Here is a 15,675-nt window from a genome sequence, read left to right on the forward strand (position 1 = left end):
GCGAAGCCTGACCCAGATTCGTTCGGGTCAGGATCTCCGCCGAACACAATGGGAGGAACGCGTTTCGACGATGCAGGCAGGCAACAGGACATACAGGACCGAAAAGGACATTCCGGAGAGCGTTCCGGTGTTTCCCCTGTCGGGCGCGCTTTTGCTGCCGGGCGGCCAGATGCCGCTCAACATCTTCGAGCCCCGCTATCTGGAAATGATCGATGCGGCGCTGCGCGGCGACCGTGTGATTGGCATGATCCAACCGAAATTCTCCGGCGACACGGGATCGGCCGACAAGCCCGGCCTCTGCGCCGTCGGCTGTCTGGGCCGGTTGTCCTCTTTCGCCGAGACGGGTGACGGGCGCTATCTGGTATCGATGCAAGGCATCTGCCGGTTCCGGATCGCGACCGAAATCGCGGTGCGAACGCCCTATCGCCAGTGCCGTATCAGCCCCTTCGTGTCCGACCTGGACGAGGAGGGTGACACGTCCTGTGTCGATCGAGAGGCGTTGTTGCGCGTCTTTCGCGCCTATCTGGACGCCAACGAGTTGGAGGCGGACTGGGAGAGCGTGCAGAAGGCGGGCAACGACACGCTTGTCAACGCCCTGTCGATGATGTCCCCCTACGGCCCGGCCGAGAAACAGGCGCTCCTGGAGGCGCCCGACCTGAAGAGCCGCGCCGAGACGCTGATCGCCATCACGGAAATGGCGCTGGCGCGCGACAAGGACGATTTCGCCAGGACGTTGCAGTAGCCGCTGCCAAAGGCCGGCGGGAGCGAGACGGAGCTGAAACATGGCCGAAACCGACAACAAGCCGCCGGTCGATCAGAGCGAGGATCTCGACACCAAGCTGCTCGACCTCCTCGTCTGCCCGCTGACCAAGACGCGGTTGCGGTTTGACCGCGAGCGCTGCGAACTCGTCTCGGAGGCCGCGAAACTTGCCTATCCGGTGCGCGGCGGCGTGCCTATCATGCTGCCGTCGGAGGCGCGTTCCCTCGACATTGACTGATCAGGGCTTACCCTTGCGGCCTGAGCGAATCGGGAGGGGCGCGTGACAGGGGTCGCGACGCGAAAGCGGGGTCAGGCAAGGCGCGAGGCCTTGGTGCAGGCGGCGGCGGAACTGTTCTGGACGCGCGGCTACGACGCCTCCAGCCTGGCGGACATCGCGACGGTTGCCCGGGTGCCGCTCGGCAATGTCTATTACTACTACAAGACCAAGGGCGAACTCGCGGCCGCTGTCGCGGACTTGTTCGTGCATCAGACCGAGACGCTGATCGAGGAGGTTCGGTCAGAAACGCCCGAACCCAGGCGGCGGCTGAAGCTGATGATCGCACGGCTGCAGGCCGGCCAGCAAAGCCGCGTGCGTCATGGCTGCCCGATCTTCGCTGCGACGCGCGATTTCCGCCGCACCCTGCCCGACCAGGCGTCGCGAGCGGCGGAGAGTTTCACGCTCCTGACCGGCTTCATCGCGACCGAATTGGGCCGCACCGGGTTGCGGCCAGCCATTGCCTTGTCGCGTGCCCGCGCGGTCATCGCGGACTGGCAGGGCTCGATCGCGCTGGCGCATGCGCTGGGCGAGCCGCCGGTTCTGGCCGAATGCTTCGCCCGCATGGAACGCACGCTCGGTCTGTCCGCCGCCTGATTTCGGCCACCGGACCGCCTTCGCATCACCGTGAAATGACCTCCTTGCGAGCCGATTTGTGCCGCGAAGCTCACGCTTTGTTTCAGCCGTTTGACATTCGGACCAGGCGTGGAGGGAAGACACATGGCCGATATCGGAACGCAGGGCGCCGGCAGCGCCGCCTCACGACAGACAGGGATGACAGCCCCCCGCGCAGCGCCGGTTTCGGTTCTGGCGCGCAGCCTCGGGGCGAAGTTCTTCGTCCTCGGCGCGCTGGTCTTCGTCTTGTCCATGCCGCTCCTGGCGGTTTGGGGCCTGGTGCAGGATCGCGAAGCCAATTTTCGCCACGCGACGGCCGAGATCGGCCGCCAGTGGGGCGGCAACCAGACATTTGCGGGACCTTTGCTTGAGGTGCCCGTCACCATTACCCGTCCGCCCAGGGGAGACCAAGACAAGCCGACCGTCGTCAATCGGCGCTTCGTTCTGGCGCCCGACAGCCTTTCGTTCGACGGGACTGTCGGCACCGAAACCCGCAAGCGCGGCATTCACGAGGCGGTGGTTTACCAGTCCGCGCTGACCGGCAGGGCCGTGTTTTCGCCGCCGGATCTGACCGCGCTCGGCGAGACCGATCCGATCACGGTCGATTGGTCGCGAGCGCGGGTCGTCGCCGGCCTTTCAGACCTGAAGGGCATCGAGAGCCTGACGCTGAAGGTGGACGGGCGTGAGGTCAGGGCAATCGACCCCGGACTGGACGAGATCTACAACACCGGCTTCGCGGGCTTTGGCGCACCTGCGGGCCTTCGCGCGCCTTTCAGCGGTGAGGAGCAGACGCTGACGGTCGATCTCGACCTCAAGCTGAAGGGCTCGCAGGAAATCCGGTTTGCGCCGGTGGGTGACGACACGACCGTCTCGTTGACCTCGGCTTGGCCGCATCCGAGCTTTTCCGGCACGTTCCTGCCGCAGGCCCGCGACGTGAGCGACAGCGGGTTCAAGGCCGACTGGAGAGTGCCGAAACTGGCGCGCGCAATTCCGCATGTCGCTTTCGCGGGCGGGCACACCTTTTCGCGCTATGCCGACAACGCCTTCGGGGTGCGTTTCTACCAGCCCATCGATTTCTACAAGCAGGTCGAACGGGCCGTGAAATATGGCGTGCTGTTCGTGTCGATGGCGTTTCTGGTGATCTTCGTCATCGAGGTCTTGTCGAAGGGACGCATGCATCTCGTCCATTACGCAATGACGGGCATGATGATCGTCGTCTTCTACACGATGCTGCTTGCGCTGGCGGAGTTCGTCGGCTTCACCGCCGCCTATGCGCTGGCCGCCGGTGCGACCGGCACGGTGATCGCCGGTTTCGTGTCGTCGCTCTTTGCCGGGCGGACATGGACGGTCGTCGCCTTTGGCGGCTTCGTCGGGCTTTACGGCTTTCTGTATGTCGTATTGCAGCTGGCCGAATCAGCGCTGCTCGTCGGCAGCGTGACCGGCTTCGTGATCCTGTCGATCCTGATGTTTGCGACGCGCGACGTCGACTGGAGCGGCCGCAAGGGTCCGGTGGAGGAGGCGGGCTGACCCCGTCTCAGATCGGCTCGCCGCGCAACAGGCGCGGCGAGGGGCCCGACATGCCGGCCGCCTGGTTGATGAAGAAGTTCTTCATGCCGGGCATCCGGTCGACCAGGCCGAGCCCGATGTCACGGATGGCGCGCAGCGGCGTGAAGTCGTTGGAGAACATGCGGTTCAGCACGTCCGTCGTGACGCCCATCTGCCACGTGTCGAAGCGTCGCCAGCGCTCGTAGCGCTGCAGCACGTCGAGCGCGCCGATGTCGAGACCCAGCCTGTCGGCCTCGACGATCGTTTCGGCGAGCGCGGCGGCGTCCTTGAAGCCGAGATTGAGACCCTGGCCCGCGATCGGGTGGATGCCGTGCGCGGCGTCGCCGACCAATGCGAAGCGCGGCTTGACGAAATCGCGCGCCAGGGTGAGGCCGAGCGGGTAGGCGCGTTTCTGCCCCTCGACGCGGATCTCGCCGAGCTTCAGGCCGAAGCGCTGCTCCAGCTCGAAATCGAAGGTGAAGTCGTCGCCGGCAAGCAGCTTCTCGGCGTTTTCCTTGGTCTCCGACCAGACGATGGAGGAGCGGTTGCCCTTCAGGGGCAGGATCGCGAAGGGGCCGGCCGGCAGGAAATGTTCCTCGGCGCGCCCTTCATGCGGGCGTTCATGGGCTATCGTGGCGACGATGCCCATCTGGCCGTAATCCCAATGCACCGTCTTGATGCCGGCAAGTCCGCGCAGCGCCGAGCGGGCGCCGTCGGCTGCCACCAGGAGGCGGGCCTGCACTGTTTCGCCGTTCGACAGGTTGACGGTAAGCGGTGCGCCGGCGGCTGTCTCTGTGAAGTCCGACACGGCGACGCCTTGAGAGACGGTGACGCCGCTGGCCGCGCATTTCTCGCGCAGCGCGCCGTTGAGCGCGACATTGGGGAGCATGTGGGCAAAGGGCTCGCCCGACGCGGTTTCGCCGTCGAAAGTCAGGAAGACGGGCCGGACGGGATCGCCGGTGCGTGAATCGGTGACGATCATCTCGCGGATCGGCTCGGCGTCGGCGACGAGGGCCTGCCAGCAGCCAAGTTCCTCGAGCATGCGCGACGCCGCGGCAGCGATGGCCGAGGCGCGCGCGTCCTTCTTCCAGACGCCTTCGGGCGCCGGATCGACGATGCGGATCGACAGATGCGGCGCGGCGTCGGCAATCGCGGCCGCCGTGGCCAGGCCGACATAGCCGGCCCCCGCGATCAGGATGTCGATGCGCTGAGCGCCCGTGTCGTTTGCGTTGTCCGTATTCGTGGCCATTTCAGCCTCCATGTCGCGACGCATGGGTCCCGCATCGCGCTCTTGACTTGCCCGAGGTCCCCTGTAGCAAAGCCCGACGACCTTTCCAAACGGATGGCTTGCCGATGCCCACTGCGGTGCAGGACCTCATTTCCATTCTCGATCTGGAGCCGCTGGAACTCAATCTGTTTCGCGGTCGCAGCCCCCAATCCGGATGGCAGCGGGTGTTTGGCGGCCAGGTGATCGCGCAGGCGCTGGTCGCCGCGCAGCGCACCGTTTCGGCCGACAAGCATGTCCATTCGCTGCATTGCTATTTCATGCGGCCGGGCGACCCGGCCGTGCCGATCATCTATGAAGTGGATCGGATTCGCGACGGTTCAAGCTTCGCCACGCGGCGTGTCGTCGCAATCCAGCACGGGCAAGCGATCTTTTCGCTGTCGTCGTCGTTCCAGATCGACGAGCCGGGCCTTGAACACGCGATTGCGATGCCGGAGGGCATTCCGCGGCCGGAAACGCTCCTGAGCGAGAAGGACGTGATCGCGCATTTCATCGACAAGGTGCCCGAACCGGCGCGCGACTATTGGCAGCGCCCGCGCCCCATCGAGTTCAAGCCGGTGTCGCTGACCCACTATCTGACGCGCGAGAAACTGCCGCCCAGGCAGCACATCTGGATCCGCACCACCGGCCCGGTCCCGGACGACCGGCCGCTGCAGGCCGCGGTGCTCGCCTATCTGTCGGACATGACGCTGCTCGATACGTCGCTGTTTGCGCATGGCCGGGCGGTCTTCGACACGGATCTGCAGTCCGCCAGTCTCGATCACTCCATGTGGTTCCATCGGCCGTACAGTTTCGAGGACTGGTTCCTCTATACCCAGGACAGCCCCAATGCATCTGGCGCGCGCGGTTTCACCCGCGGTTCCATCTATGCGTCCGACGGCACGCTCGTGGCCTCGATGGCGCAGGAGGGCCTGATCCGCGTGCGCGGCTGAACATTTGCGGCGATTTTGCGGCCGCCGCACCCGATAATGCTTTCGCAAAGTCGTGCGAACTGGCATGAGACTTGATTGTCTGAAGCGGCCGGGCACCCCTGCTGGATCCGGGGCTGGAACCGAAGAGGAGGAAACATGAAAATCATCATGGCCATCATCAAGCCGTTCAAGCTGGATGAGGTGCGCGAAGCGCTGACCGGCATCGGCATCGAAGGTCTGACCGTCACCGAGGTGAAGGGGTTCGGACGCCAGAAGGGCCACACCGAGATCTATCGCGGCGCGGAATATTCGATCAGCTTCCTGCCGAAGCTCAAGATCGAGGTCGCCGTCGATGACGACATGGCCGACAAGACCATCGAGACCATCGCCGGCGCTGCGAAGACCGGCCAGATCGGCGACGGCAAGATCTTCAGCTTTTCCATGGAAACCGCCATGCGCATCCGCACGGGCGAGACCGATTCCAGCGCCTTGTGACGCGCATCTGACACAGGAGGGACCGACTTCATGATATCGCGACTACGAACCGGCGCGCTTGCGCTTTCCGCTTTGCCGTTCCTTGCCGGCGGGGCTCTCGCCCAGGACGCCGGGGCGGCGGCGACCACGATGGACAAGGGTGACACCGCCTTCATGATGATCGCGACGGTTCTCGTCCTGTTGATGATCGTGCCCGGCCTGGCGCTGTTCTATGGCGGGCTCGTGCGCGCCAAGAACATGTTGTCGGTGCTCATGCAGGTCACCGTCGGCGCGTCCGCCGTGATGATCGTCTGGGTGTTGTGGGGCTATTCCTTCGCATTCGGCGGCTCGACCAGCCCGTTCTGGGGCGGGGTCGGCAAGATGTTCCTGGCCGGCGTCGGCATGGACAGCGAAGCGGCCACCTTCACCGACGGCGTTGTCATTCCCGAATATGTGTTCATCTGCTTCCAGATGACCTTCGCCGCCATCACGCCAGCGCTGATCATCGGCGCCTTCGCCGAGCGGGTTAAGTTCTCCTCGATCATCGTCTTCCTGATCCTGTGGGCGACTTTCGTCTATTTCCCGATCGCGCACATGGTCTGGGACGGTTCCGGACTGCTGTTCGGTTGGGGCGCGATCGACTTCGCCGGCGGCACGGTTGTGCACATCAATGCCGGTATCGCGGGCCTGATCGGCTGTATCGTGATCGGCAAACGTGTCGGCTACGGCAAGGACAACATGGCGCCGCATTCCATGACGCTGACGATGGTCGGCGCGGCGCTCCTGTGGGTCGGCTGGTTCGGCTTCAATGCCGGTTCCAACCTGGAGGCGAATGCTGGCGCAGGCCTTGCGATGATCAACACCTTCGTGGCGACGGCCGCGGCCGTGGTCGCATGGTCGTTCCTGGAAGGCATTCTGCGCGGCAAGGCCTCGATGCTCGGCGCTGCGTCGGGCATGATCGCCGGCCTCGTCGCCATCACGCCGGCCTGCGGCACGACCGGACCGGTCGGCGCCATCGTCCTCGGCGCGGTCGCTGCGGCGGTCTGCTACTGGTTCGTGGCGGTTGTGAAGGTCAAGCTCGGCTATGACGACAGCCTGGACGTCTTCGGCGTGCATGGCGTCGGCGGCATTGTCGGCGCGATCGGCACCGGCATCACCACGGCACCGGTCTTCGGCGGCACGGGCGGCGCGGATTACTCGATCGTCGGCCAGACCACGATCCAGATCCAGGCCGTTGCCGTGACGATCGTCTGGTGCGCCATCGTCTCGCTGATCCTGTTCAAGGCGATCGACCTGATCATGGGGCTGCGCGTCGATGCCGACGACGAGCGCCAGGGTCTCGATCTCACGCAGCACGGGGAGTCGGCCTACCACTCGTAGGCCCCTCGTTCTTCCCTAGCGGAACATTTGATGAAGCCCGGGTTTCGGCCCGGGCTTCATGCGTTTTCAGGTCCAGGTTAAGAATTATTCATTTTTAAAAAAATGCCTTTTTTTTGAGCATGACTGGTGCCGGCACCGCGAAGCAGCCCATTTCCCGGCGCTTTTTTCCCCTTTTTTTCGCCATATTCGCCCGTCGCGGCCGGTTTGGCACGGCGCTTGATTGGAGAGGGTGACAGCGATCGACATGCGTGTCGCGCTGCACCCAGTATCGTCGGCTTGCCGGCGACCCGAGTATGAATAGGGGAAACACAGCGCATGAAAATAGTCATGGCCATCATCAAGCCCTTCAAACTGGACGAGGTGCGTGAAGCCCTTACCGGGCTTGGCGTCCAGGGCCTGACCGTCACCGAGGTGAAGGGGTATGGGCGTCAGAAGGGACATACGGAAATCTATCGCGGCGCGGAATACGCCATCAGCTTCCTGCCGAAGCTGAAGATCGAGCTCGCGGTCGACGACGACATGGTCGAGAAGGTGATCGAAACCATCTCCGGTGCTGCGAAGACCGGTCAGATCGGCGACGGCAAGATCTTCACCTACTCAATCGACCGAGCCGTCCGCATCCGTACGGGCGAAACCGATTCCGAGGCGCTCTAAGGCGCCGGACCCAAGTCACTCAGGAGTTCAATTGCAATGACCATGTCTAAGGGTTTTCGATACGGCCTCGCCGGCCTTGCCGCAGCGGCTGTGCTGTGTGCGGGACCGGCGTTCAGCCAGGAAGCTGAAGCGGCGGCAGAGGCTGCTTCCACCGCCGCGTCGCCCGACGTGCAGTATATCCTCAACACGCTGCTGTTCCTGATGGGCGGCTTCCTCGTCATGTGGATGGCCGCCGGCTTCGCCATGCTGGAAGCCGGCCTCGTGCGTTCCAAGAACGTTTCGATGCAGTCGCTCAAAAACATCGCGCTCTATTCGGTCGCCGGCATCATGTACTGGCTGGTCGGCTACAACCTGATGTACACCGGCGTTGACGGCGGCTACATGGGCTCGTTCGGCACCTATGCCTTCGATCCGGTCGGCGGCGACGCCCTGGATGTCGGCTATTCGACGGCGTCCGACTGGTTCTTCCAGATGGTGTTCGTCGCGACCGCCGCGTCCATCGTGTCTGGCACCGTTGCCGAGCGCATGAAGTTCTGGCCGTTCATGATCTTCGTGGTCGTGCTGACCGGCTTCATCTACCCGATCGCCGGTTCCTGGCAGTGGGGCGCCGGCTGGCTGTCCGAAATGGGCTTCTCCGACTTCGCCGGTTCGACGCTGGTTCACTCGGTCGGCGGCTGGGCGGCTCTCGCCGGTGCTCTTCTGGTCGGTGCGCGCGCCGGCAAGTATGAAGGCGGCAAGATCAACCCGATGCCCGGTTCGTCCATTCCGCTGGCCACGCTCGGCACGTTCATCCTGTGGCTCGGCTGGTTCGGCTTCAACGGCGCGTCGCAGCTCGCCATGGGCACGATCGGCGACGTGACGGATGTGTCGCGCATCTTCGCCAACACCAACATCGCCGCCGCCGCCGGCGTCGTCGCCTCCATCATCCTGCTGCAGATCATGTACCGCAAGATCGACGTGACGATGGTCCTCAACGGCGCACTGGCCGGCCTGGTGTCCATCACCGCCGAACCGCTGGCTCCGGCCGTCTGGCAGGCGATCGTGATCGGTGCCGTCGGTGCGGTCATCGTGGTGCTGACCGTTCCGCTGCTCGACAAGCTGAAGATCGACGACGTGGTCGGCGCTATCCCGGTTCACCTGTTCGCAGGTATCTGGGGCACGCTGATCGTGCCGTGGTCCAACGCTGACACCAGCTACGGCACGCAGATCACCGGTATCGTCTCCTATGGCGTCTTCACGCTGGTCTGCTCCTTCGTCGTCTGGGCGATCCTCAAGGGCACCATCGGCCTGCGCGTTTCGCCTGAAGAGGAACTCAAGGGTCTCGACAAGGCTGAAGTCGGCGTCGAAGCCTATCCGGAATTCTCCCAGGCGGGCTGATCGCCTGGGCGGAACCCGGGGGCGGGCGGTACCTCCTCCCGACGCTCGTCCCCACCTCCATCCCGTCGTGATGTCTGACATCACACCAACTGGCCCGGTCTTTTGACCGGGCCTTTTTTTCGGCCGCGGTCCCGTTTCGCATGGTTAAAGCCTGCTTAACCATGCTTGGCTAATCTTGCGATCGGGACATTGCGTCCGCGCCTGACGCGGACAGGGAAAACGGGAATTTCGGATGCCGGCCGAACACGCCATTTCAGTATCCGCTGATCGCAGGATCGTCTCCAATCGGCGGCGCGATCGCTCTTTTGCTGCCGGCATGGTCGATCTCATGCAGCGGCAGGTCGAGATGCTCGCCGGTCTGGCGCTGTGGGCGCTCGGCGCGTTCATGCTGTTCTCGCTGGCGACATGGAACGCCGGCGATCCGAGCTGGAGCTATGCGGCCGACACGCCGGTGCGCAACGCCATGGGCTATCCGGGCGCTGTCCTGTCCGATCTCGCCCTCCAATTCTTCGGGATCGCCGCCCTGCCGGCCTTTCTGCCGATCGTGTTCTGGGGCCATGCACGGGTGCGCGGCCATGTCTGGACGCATCCGGGCCGCCGGCTGGCGATCTGGCCGGTCGCCGTGGTGTTGGCCGCGGCCGTCGCCGGCTGCTTTCCGGTCACCGGCAGCTGGCCGCTGCCCACCGGCCTCGGCGGCGTCGTTGGCGACATCGCGCTGAAGTTGCCCGGTTTGCTCAGCGGCGGCTACCCGTCGGGCTGGGTGCGGCTTTTTTCTTTCGTCGTCTTCGCGCCTTTCGCTTTCTACGCCTTGGCTGTGGCCTGCGGTTTCCTGTGGCGCGAGGCGCCTGCTGCGGGAATGGACGAGGAGGATGAGGACGACGAGGATGCCGGCGGCAATGGCCGTTTCGTCACGCTTGGCGCGCTGATCCACGGTTTCTATTCGCTGCGCACGGCCTTGCGCCGGTCGCTGTTCGGAACGAAGCGAACACGCCGCCCCCGCGACCGCAACGAGGCGCCGCCGGTGCGCGGCGAGCGTCGCGAACCGGATTTCGAGTTGCGGGTCCCGCCCGCTCCCGAGATGGATTACGACGACGACTTTCAGGATGACGGTCCGCAGGGCCACGACGTCGACGATGAGGACGACTGGGTGGAAGAGCCGGTGCGACGTCGCGTCGAGGTTCAGGTCGAGGAGGACGTGGCGCCGCGTCCCGCCCAACGTGTGGCGTCCGCCGCGCCGAAGCCGAAACAGTCGGTGCGCGTCCAGCGCGAGGCCCAGGCGAGCTTCATCGACGACGGCGGATTCGAGCTTCCGGCCATCCATCTGCTGGCGGAGCCGAAGAATGTCGGCAAGGATCCGAGCCTCTCGCCGGAGGCACTGGAACAGAACGCCCGTCTGCTGGAAGGCGTGCTGGAGGATTTCGGCGTCCGCGGCGAGATCATCCATGTACGACCCGGTCCCGTCGTCACGCTCTATGAACTGGAGCCGGCGCCGGGCATCAAGTCGTCGCGCGTGATCGGTCTGGCAGAGGACATCGCCCGCTCGATGAGCGCCATCGCCGCACGTGTCGCCGTCGTGCCGGGCCGCAACGCCATCGGCATCGAATTGCCGAATTCCCGCCGCGAGACGGTGTATCTGCGCGAGCTGATCTCATCGCAGGCCTATGATTCATCCAAGGCGAAGCTGGCGCTGACGCTCGGCAAGACGATCAATGGCGAAGCCGTGATCGCGGACCTCGCCAAGATGCCGCATCTGCTTGTCGCCGGCACCACCGGCTCGGGCAAGTCGGTCGCCATTAACACGATGATCCTGTCGATCCTCTACAAATTGTCGCCGGACGAATGCCGGCTGATCATGATCGACCCAAAGATGCTGGAACTCTCCGTCTATGACGGCATCCCGCATCTGCTGACACCCGTCGTCACCGATCCGAAGAAGGCCGTTGTCGCGCTGAAATGGACCGTCCGCGAGATGGAACAGCGCTACAAGAACATGTCGAAACTCGGCGTGCGCAACATCGACGGCTTCAACACCAAGGTGAAGGAGGCGACCAAGAAGGGCAAGGAGATCACCCGCACGGTGCAGACCGGGTTCGACCGCGAGACCGGCGAGGCGATCTACGAAACCGAGACGCTGGACCTGCAGCCGATGCCCTATATCGTCGTCATCATCGACGAGATGGCCGACCTGATGATGGTCGCGGGCAAGGACATCGAGGGCGCGGTGCAGCGGTTGGCGCAGATGGCGCGCGCCGCGGGCATCCATGTCATCATGGCGACGCAGCGTCCCTCCGTCGACGTCATCACCGGCACGATCAAGGCCAATTTCCCGACACGCATTTCCTTCCAGGTCACCTCCAAGATCGACAGCCGGACCATTCTGGGCGAGCAGGGCGCCGAGCAGCTGCTCGGCATGGGTGACATGCTCTACATGGCCGGTGGCGGTCGTATCCAGCGCGTGCACGGCCCGTTCGTCAGCGACTCGGAGGTCGAGGAGATCGTCGCGCATCTGAAGGTTCAGGGCGTGCCGGAATATCTCGAAGCGATCACCGAGGACGACGACGAAGAGGGCGAAGGCGGTGACGGCGGCACCGGCGGGATGTCCGATTCCGACGACCCCTATGATCAGGCGGTCGCCGTGGTCCTGCGGGACGGCAAGGCCTCGACATCCTATGTCCAGCGGCGCCTCGGCATCGGCTACAACCGTGCAGCCTCGATCATCGAGCGCATGGAAGATGAAGGGATCATCGGCCCGGCGAACCACGCCGGCAAGCGCGAAATCCTTGTGCCGACCGAAAACGAGGAATAATCAGTGCGGGCCCGAAACCGGCCCGACCAGCGCCACACCGATGTCAAACTGTCTGCGTAGGGCTCGGCGCAAGTACACGATTCGATAACCGGCAGGAGCGGTTCATGAGTGAGAATTCGATGAAGCACGGGACGATGACGCGGCGCGGCCTGCTCGCAGGCGCCACATGCGCGGCCGCGCTGGCTGTGACCGCGCCTGCTTCCCTCGCGCAGGTGCCGGCGACCGCGCAGCGCATCGCCGACCATTTCGCCAGCGTGCGCACGATGGCCGGCGAGTTCATCCAGTTCGGCCCGCGCGGCGAGCAGACCGGCGGAAAGTTCTATATCGAACGGCCGGGCAAGCTCCTCTTCCTGTATGAAGACCCGTCGCCGATCCGGGTTGTTGCCGATGGCAAGTCGGTGGTGGTGAACAACAAGAAGCTGGACACTTGGGAGATCTATCCGCTTGGCAAGACTCCGCTGAAGGTCTTGCTCGGCGACCGCATCGACCTCGGCGGAGACAAGGTGCGCCAGATTACCGAGGCGAACGATCTGACGACGATCGTCATCGGCGACAAGCAGATCTTCGGCGACAGCCAGATCACCATGATGTTCGACCCTCAGACCTACGACCTGCGCCAGTGGACCATCCGCGACGCCCAGGGGAAGGACACCACCGTCATCATCAACAATGTGCAGCAGGGCGTCCGCTTCGGCCGCGGCACGTTCGACATCCCCTATCGCAAGATCCAGGAGGAGCGGTTCAGCTCCGATTGATCGCGGCTGCGGCGTAAATTGTGGGCGGGCGGCGTGAAAGCGCCGCCGACGCTTGTCATCGCCCCGGCGTGCTGGAAGAAGATCGCGGCATCGCCCGATGATCCGTCCGGAAGAAACGCCCATGCCATTCACCGTCGCCACCTGGAACATCAATTCGGTGCGGCTGCGCCTGCCGATCGTGCAGTCGTTCCTGCAGCGCTGGCAGCCGGACGTGCTGTGCCTGCAGGAAACCAAATGTCCCAACGACGCCTTCCCGATGGCGGCGTTTCACGACCTCGGCTACGGCCATGTCGAGATCCACGGCCAGAAGGGCTATCACGGCGTCGCCACCATCTCCAAACACCCGCTGGAAGAGATTGAAAGCCGCGATTTTTGCGCCATGGGTGACACGCGGCATCTGGACAGCATCGTCAGGACCCCGGACCGCGCTGTGCGGATTCACAATTTCTACGTCCCGGCCGGAGGTGACGAGCCGGATCCGGAGAAGAACCCCAAGTTCCGTCACAAGCTGGATTTCTTGGACGAGATGCGCGCCATTTCCGCCGATCCGGGAAAGGCCGATTCGGCACTTCTCGTCGGCGACCTCAATATCGCGCCGCTGGAGACCGATGTGTGGTCCCACAAGCAGCTTCTGAGGGTGGTCAGCCACACGCCGGTCGAGACCGAAACGCTGGAGGATCTGCGCACGGCCGGCGGCTGGTCGGACCTGATGCGCGTCGCCATTCCGCCGGAGGAGAAGATCTTCACCTGGTGGAGCTACCGGGCCCGCGAATGGGACATTTCCGACCGTGGCCGGCGTCTCGATCACATCTGGGGTTCGCCCGATCTGGAGCCGCTGCTTTCAGACCTCACGGTTGTGCGAGAGGCACGTGGGTGGGAAAAACCGTCCGACCATGTGCCGGTGATCGCCGGCTTCGCGTTCAACGACGCGGGCTGAGGGGCCGCGAGCCGTTCAGTCCTTTGCGAAGCGCGCTTCCATTTCGCCGATGCTGCGCAGGAGGTTGCGCAGTCGCTCGCTGAGCCGTGTGTGCAGGGAGACCGCGCAATGGGGATATTCCTCCAGCATGCGCCGGAACAGGCTGCGGTTGATCCGCACCACCTGGCTGTCCTCTGCGGCGATCGCCCCCGTCAGACGCGTCGTGTTGGCGATCAGGGCCAGTTCGCCGAGTATTGCGCCCGGCTCGACCCGTTTGAGCATCTTGCGGCCGCGCATCGTGGTGCGAAACAGGTCGATACTGCCGGAGACGACCACAAAGCCGCAATCGGCTGCCTGGCCTTCACGATAAAGTTCCTGGCCTTGACTGAGGGTCAGGCGCTCTGCGCCGAATGCAAGCAGTCGCAACTGTTCGTCGGAAAGATCCTCGAACAGTGACACGCCGGAAATGACGCGGATATCGTCTTCTAGCGACAAAGGTTGCACCCGCCGAACGAAGTTTCGGTAGAGTCGCTGTTATATGACGGATTCACGAATGAAAAGTCTGCGCGCACGAAACGCCCGGCTTTATCAGGAACAGTCATGATCTTTCACTGTTCCGTCGTTTTCTGTCTGCGCGTGCAATCGCACCGAGCCGCTTGTCCCGGTAACAGCCCGTCGTCTCATCCCGCGGCCCGGCGCGGGGCCGGCACGGCCTGCTGTGCATCAACGCCTTCGCCCAGAAACACCAGATGGAGAAACTGCTCCAGCCAGGCAAGGACCGGGGGATCATAGAGCAACCGCCCGCGCAGGTGCTCGCGGCCCTGCTGCGAGCCGGGCAAGGTGAAGCGGTGGGCGCCGCGTGTGACCCAGCGTTGCATCATCGCGAGCGTCAGTTCGGCATGAAACTGGATCGCCCAGGCATTGTCGCCATAGCGAAACGCCTGGTTCTCATAGGTCTCGCCCGCGGCAAGCCGGACCGCGCCCGCCGGCAGGCTGAAGCCTTCGCGATGGAACTGGTAGATCATCTTCGGCCAGTCCATCAATTGCCGACCAGCCTCCGTCGGCAGAAGCGGATACCAGCCGATCTCTACCTGGCCATCCTGTCGACCGGTGACATGCCCGCCGAGATGATTGACCAGCAACTGGGCGCCGAGGCAGATGCCGAGCAGCGGCTTGTTCTCCTTCAGGGGAACCGCCAGCCAATCGGTTTCGTGACGGATATAGTCATGCTCGTCATTGGCGCTCATCGGCCCGCCGAAGACCACCGCGCCGGCATGCCGTTCCAGCGTGTCCGGCAGGCGGTCACCCAGCGGCGGCCGGCGAATGTCGAGCGGGAAACCCATCCGTACCAATTGCTGGCCGACACGGCCTGGCGAGGACGTCTCCTGGTGCAGAACGATCAGGACTGGCTTCAGGCCGGGATTGGGAATCATGCCCCGTCTTCCCCCGCCTCCACCATGCGCGCCTGCACGGCCTGCCGCAGCAGGACGCGGTCGCGACCATCGACGCCGAGGAGCTCGGAAACCCGCCAGACGAGATTGTCCTCGAGTTCGTGGTTCTCGCCGTCGGCATAGACGACCTCCCACAGGAGCTCGATGAAGCGGACGCGTTCGTCGGCTTCGAGCTTGCGCATCAGCACCGACGTGAACTGGTAGAGATCGACAGCCTCGTTGTCGGCATTGCGCGCGGCCTTCAGCAGGCGCTCGAGTTCGGCGCTGTCGAGGTCATAGGCTTCTTTCAGCACTGCCGCGAGGTGGGTCTTCTCCGATTCCTGCACCACGCCATCGGCGCCGATCACGTGATACATCAGCGCCGCGGCCGCAAGGCGCGGGTCGTCGGGCAGAAACCCGTCCTCCCCCTCTGGGGCTTGCGGGTTCAGGGTCTTCAGAAAGGTCGCGATTCGCTCGAACATGTCCATCTGGT

Annotated in this window: 17 protein-coding genes; 12 read left to right on the plus strand and 5 right to left on the minus strand. The window is 64.2% G+C overall.

Features of this window, described 5'->3' with window-relative positions; genetic code table 11:
* The first annotated feature begins 70 nt into the window (after window positions 1-70).
* The 4 genes from MRY80_RS10715 to creD all read left to right on the plus strand — a co-directional run bounded on the left by MRY80_RS10715 (window position 71) and on the right by creD (window position 3,176).
* Window positions 71-742, plus strand: coding sequence for an LON peptidase substrate-binding domain-containing protein (locus tag MRY80_RS10715; RefSeq protein ID WP_293290879.1), 672 nt, complete (start codon window positions 71-73; stop codon window positions 740-742).
* Between the two features lie 40 nt (window positions 743-782).
* Window positions 783-998 carry a Trm112 family protein gene (locus MRY80_RS10720; RefSeq protein ID WP_293290880.1) on the plus strand — a complete coding sequence of 72 codons (216 nt, stop codon included), beginning with the start codon at window positions 783-785 and terminating at the stop codon, window positions 996-998.
* A 42-nt stretch (window positions 999-1,040) separates the two neighbouring features.
* Window positions 1,041-1,631, plus strand: a complete 591-nt coding sequence (locus MRY80_RS10725; RefSeq protein WP_293290881.1) for a TetR/AcrR family transcriptional regulator — start codon at window positions 1,041-1,043, stop codon at window positions 1,629-1,631.
* A gap of 123 nt (window positions 1,632-1,754) precedes the next feature.
* Entirely contained in the window at window positions 1,755-3,176 is a 1,422-nt protein-coding gene (creD, locus tag MRY80_RS10730; protein ID WP_293290883.1) for a cell envelope integrity protein CreD, read from the plus strand.
* A 7-nt stretch (window positions 3,177-3,183) separates the two neighbouring features.
* Here creD and MRY80_RS10735 read toward each other — a convergent pair whose 3' ends face one another.
* Window positions 3,184-4,443 carry a ubiquinone biosynthesis hydroxylase gene (locus MRY80_RS10735; protein ID WP_293290885.1) on the minus strand — a complete coding sequence of 420 codons (1,260 nt, stop codon included), beginning with the start codon at window positions 4,441-4,443 and terminating at the stop codon, window positions 3,184-3,186.
* 104 nt (window positions 4,444-4,547) lie between these two features.
* On the opposite strand from MRY80_RS10735, the gene MRY80_RS10740 reads away from it, so the two are divergent.
* The 3 genes from MRY80_RS10740 (at window position 4,548) to MRY80_RS10750 (ending at window position 7,244) form a co-directional block, all read left to right on the plus strand.
* Window positions 4,548-5,411 (plus strand): acyl-CoA thioesterase II, encoded by an 864-nt coding sequence (locus tag MRY80_RS10740; protein ID WP_293290887.1) that lies wholly within the window; start codon window positions 4,548-4,550, stop codon window positions 5,409-5,411.
* Between the two features lie 135 nt (window positions 5,412-5,546).
* On the plus strand, window positions 5,547-5,885 hold the full coding sequence (locus tag MRY80_RS10745) for a P-II family nitrogen regulator (protein WP_293290890.1): 339 nt from the start codon (window positions 5,547-5,549) through the stop codon (window positions 5,883-5,885).
* Window positions 5,886-5,915: 30 nt separating this feature from the next.
* Entirely contained in the window at window positions 5,916-7,244 is a 1,329-nt protein-coding gene (locus tag MRY80_RS10750; RefSeq protein ID WP_293290893.1) for an ammonium transporter, read from the plus strand.
* Window positions 7,245-7,321: 77 nt separating this feature from the next.
* Here MRY80_RS10750 and MRY80_RS10755 read toward each other — a convergent pair whose 3' ends face one another.
* On the minus strand, window positions 7,322-7,582 hold the full coding sequence (locus tag MRY80_RS10755) for a hypothetical protein (RefSeq protein ID WP_293290895.1): 261 nt from the start codon (window positions 7,580-7,582) through the stop codon (window positions 7,322-7,324).
* On the opposite strand from MRY80_RS10755, the gene MRY80_RS10760 reads away from it, so the two are divergent.
* The 5 genes from MRY80_RS10760 to MRY80_RS10780 all read left to right on the plus strand — a co-directional run bounded on the left by MRY80_RS10760 (window position 7,560) and on the right by MRY80_RS10780 (window position 13,773).
* Entirely contained in the window at window positions 7,560-7,898 is a 339-nt protein-coding gene (locus MRY80_RS10760) for a P-II family nitrogen regulator (protein WP_293290897.1), read from the plus strand. The genes MRY80_RS10755 and MRY80_RS10760 overlap by 23 nt on opposite strands.
* A 42-nt stretch (window positions 7,899-7,940) precedes the next feature.
* Window positions 7,941-9,275, plus strand: coding sequence for an ammonium transporter (locus MRY80_RS10765; protein WP_293290963.1), 1,335 nt, complete (start codon window positions 7,941-7,943; stop codon window positions 9,273-9,275).
* 316 nt (window positions 9,276-9,591) lie between these two features.
* Window positions 9,592-12,081, plus strand: a complete 2,490-nt coding sequence (locus MRY80_RS10770; RefSeq protein ID WP_293290964.1) for a DNA translocase FtsK — start codon at window positions 9,592-9,594, stop codon at window positions 12,079-12,081.
* Between the two features lie 104 nt (window positions 12,082-12,185).
* Entirely contained in the window at window positions 12,186-12,836 is a 651-nt protein-coding gene (locus MRY80_RS10775; protein ID WP_293290899.1) for an outer membrane lipoprotein carrier protein LolA, read from the plus strand.
* A gap of 121 nt (window positions 12,837-12,957) precedes the next feature.
* Window positions 12,958-13,773, plus strand: a complete 816-nt coding sequence (locus MRY80_RS10780) for an exodeoxyribonuclease III (RefSeq protein ID WP_293290901.1) — start codon at window positions 12,958-12,960, stop codon at window positions 13,771-13,773.
* A 15-nt stretch (window positions 13,774-13,788) separates the two neighbouring features.
* Here the strand turns inward: MRY80_RS10780 and MRY80_RS10785 are convergent, their stop codons facing one another.
* The 3 genes from MRY80_RS10785 to MRY80_RS10795 form a co-directional block, all read right to left on the minus strand.
* Window positions 13,789-14,247 carry a cyclic nucleotide-binding domain-containing protein gene (locus MRY80_RS10785; protein WP_293290903.1) on the minus strand — a complete coding sequence of 153 codons (459 nt, stop codon included), beginning with the start codon at window positions 14,245-14,247 and terminating at the stop codon, window positions 13,789-13,791.
* A 185-nt stretch (window positions 14,248-14,432) separates the two neighbouring features.
* Window positions 14,433-15,185, minus strand: a complete 753-nt coding sequence (locus MRY80_RS10790) for a glutamine amidotransferase (protein WP_293290905.1) — start codon at window positions 15,183-15,185, stop codon at window positions 14,433-14,435.
* Window positions 15,182-15,664, minus strand: a complete 483-nt coding sequence (locus tag MRY80_RS10795) for a TerB family tellurite resistance protein (protein WP_293290907.1) — start codon at window positions 15,662-15,664, stop codon at window positions 15,182-15,184. The genes MRY80_RS10790 and MRY80_RS10795 overlap by 4 nt, the downstream gene beginning before the upstream one ends.
* Window positions 15,665-15,675 lie beyond the last annotated feature (11 nt).

This window comes from Oricola sp. (assembly GCF_022763245.1).
In the GTDB taxonomy this organism is placed as follows: domain Bacteria; phylum Pseudomonadota; class Alphaproteobacteria; order Rhizobiales; family Rhizobiaceae; genus Oricola.

Excerpts from the sequence above, each read along its gene's own strand:
- MRY80_RS10735 (WP_293290885.1), bottom strand. The coding sequence starts at position 4,443 with ATGGCCACGAATACGGACAACGCAAACGACACGGGCGCTCAGCGCATC.
- MRY80_RS10745 (WP_293290890.1), top strand. The coding sequence starts at position 5,547 with ATGAAAATCATCATGGCCATCATCAAGCCGTTCAAGCTGGATGAGGTG.
- MRY80_RS10755 (WP_293290895.1), bottom strand. The coding sequence starts at position 7,582 with ATGATGGCCATGACTATTTTCATGCGCTGTGTTTCCCCTATTCATACT.
- MRY80_RS10765 (WP_293290963.1), top strand. The coding sequence starts at position 7,941 with ATGTCTAAGGGTTTTCGATACGGCCTCGCCGGCCTTGCCGCAGCGGCT.
- MRY80_RS10780 (WP_293290901.1), top strand. The coding sequence starts at position 12,958 with ATGCCATTCACCGTCGCCACCTGGAACATCAATTCGGTGCGGCTGCGC.
- MRY80_RS10740 (WP_293290887.1), top strand. The coding sequence starts at position 4,548 with ATGCCCACTGCGGTGCAGGACCTCATTTCCATTCTCGATCTGGAGCCG.
- MRY80_RS10760 (WP_293290897.1), top strand. The coding sequence starts at position 7,560 with ATGAAAATAGTCATGGCCATCATCAAGCCCTTCAAACTGGACGAGGTG.
- MRY80_RS10795 (WP_293290907.1), bottom strand. The coding sequence starts at position 15,664 with ATGTTCGAGCGAATCGCGACCTTTCTGAAGACCCTGAACCCGCAAGCC.
- MRY80_RS10770 (WP_293290964.1), top strand. The coding sequence starts at position 9,592 with ATGGTCGATCTCATGCAGCGGCAGGTCGAGATGCTCGCCGGTCTGGCG.
- MRY80_RS10790 (WP_293290905.1), bottom strand. The coding sequence starts at position 15,185 with ATGATTCCCAATCCCGGCCTGAAGCCAGTCCTGATCGTTCTGCACCAG.
- creD (WP_293290883.1), top strand. The coding sequence starts at position 1,755 with ATGGCCGATATCGGAACGCAGGGCGCCGGCAGCGCCGCCTCACGACAG.
- MRY80_RS10775 (WP_293290899.1), top strand. The coding sequence starts at position 12,186 with ATGAGTGAGAATTCGATGAAGCACGGGACGATGACGCGGCGCGGCCTG.
- MRY80_RS10750 (WP_293290893.1), top strand. The coding sequence starts at position 5,916 with ATGATATCGCGACTACGAACCGGCGCGCTTGCGCTTTCCGCTTTGCCG.
- MRY80_RS10720 (WP_293290880.1), top strand. The coding sequence starts at position 783 with ATGGCCGAAACCGACAACAAGCCGCCGGTCGATCAGAGCGAGGATCTC.
- MRY80_RS10715 (WP_293290879.1), top strand. The coding sequence starts at position 71 with ATGCAGGCAGGCAACAGGACATACAGGACCGAAAAGGACATTCCGGAG.